Annotated in this window: 1 protein-coding gene; it reads left to right on the top strand. The window is 43.5% G+C overall.

Translation table 11 applies throughout. The features are described from left to right. Nucleotides 1–1,834: zinc-dependent metalloprotease (locus H5072_RS18370; protein WP_182694379.1), on the top strand; the 1,834-nt coding region annotated here is incomplete at both ends.

Raw genomic sequence — 1,834 nt, 5'->3', positions numbered from 1 at the left:
GTTGTTGATTACGTATTTACTAACCCAAGCCCAACGGTACGTGGCTCAAATGCAGTAAGCGACCCGCGTAGCGTATCGGTAAAAGTTCAGCACTCGTTTGTCGCTCTACCTAGCAATAACTACGCACCACGTATGGATGATGCGCGCATTGGTTATTTTACAAATCAATTTGATCAAATGACATCTACCGATTGGGCACCTTATCAAGATGTTATAAAACGCTGGGACTTACAAAAGAAAGACCCAAGTGCAGCGCTTTCAGAGCCAGTAAAACCGATTACTTGGTGGATAGAAAACACCACACCCATTGAATGGCGCGATACTATTCGTGACGCTGTTTTAACGTGGAATACCTCTTTTGAAAAAGCCGGCTTTAAAAATGCCTTAGAGGTAAAAGTACAACCAGACGATGCAGACTGGGATGCGGGCGATATCAATTACAACGTACTGCGTTGGACTTCGTCACCTAAGCCTCCATTTGGCGGATACGGGCCAGCACTTGCTAACCCATTAACAGGCGAAATACTGGGCTCAGACATTATGCTTGAGTTTGTATTTATGAAAAACCGCTGGATTTACGACACACTTTTCACACAAGGAACAATGAGCCACGGTGAAACAACAAATACCGGCGAGCTAAATTGCTCTCTTGGGCATGAGATTCAACAAAATCTAATGCTTGCCAAAGGCCTTGCTAGCGGCGACAAAATTGAAGATAAAGAAATGCTTCGCCAAGGTCTAACGCAATTGGTACTTCACGAAGTTGGCCATACTTTAGGTCTTAACCATAATATGAAATCATCAATTTTGTGGGATGAAAAAGAAGTACACGACAAAAACAAAACCCAAGGCATAGTAACCGGTTCTGTTATGGATTATGCACCCGCTAACATTGCCCCAATTGGTATGCAGCAAGGTGATATTTTTCAAACAAAACCTGGTCCTTACGATGATTGGGCAATTAACTATGGCTACAGCGTAGCGCTTGCAGATGAAGCTGCTGAGCAAGCTCGACTTGAAAAAATACTTGCTCGTTCAAGTGAACATGCCCTTGCCTTTGGTAACGATGCAGACGATATGCGCGCACCAGGTCGCCATATCGATCCACGTGTAATGATTGGTGATTTGTCGTCAAACCCTGCTGCCTATGGCGCAGATCGTATGGCACTAATTAATAAACTATTTACTGAGCTAAAAGATAAAGCAACGGTTAAAGGTGAGTCTTACCAACAGCTTGTTACCTCTGCTAATAGCTTATTTGGTCAGTACCGAGCTCAAGCAGGTGTGGTTTCTCGCCAGATTGGTGGCGTATACGTTGAGCGCGCTGTAGTGGGTGATACAAATGCAGATAAACCATTTACACCGGTATCGCTTGAGCGTCAAACACAAGCAATGGATATACTAGCCAAGTTTGTATTTGCGCCAGACGTACTACAAAACATGCAACCTCTTTATAGCTACTTACAGCTGCAACGTCGTGGCTTTAATCACTATGGCAAAAATGAAGACCCTAAAGCACACCAAATGATTTTAGGGATGCAAAAATCTGTACTTGCACAGCTATTACACCCAGCGGTATTACTGCGTATTTCTGACACAGCTCTGTACGGTAACGAATATAGCCTAACTCAGTTTATGGAAGATTTAACCGCCAGCATTTTCGTGAAAAGCAAAGACGCCAACTCTATTAGCCACAACTTACAAATTGAGTATGTTAACCAGTTAATTGCAATTGCGGGTCTTGGCAAAGCAAGCAAATACGATAACTTAGCTAAAACAGCAGCGTTATATCAGCTAACTCAAATAGCCGACACCAGTGTTGCTTGGGGTGCAG

Source organism: Pseudoalteromonas sp. SR45-5, assembly GCF_014163565.1.
GTDB classification, from domain to species: Bacteria; Pseudomonadota; Gammaproteobacteria; order Enterobacterales; family Alteromonadaceae; genus Pseudoalteromonas; species Pseudoalteromonas distincta.
The sequence above is the reverse complement of the archived record's forward strand: the minus strand, read 5'-3'. Positions and strand labels throughout refer to the sequence as shown.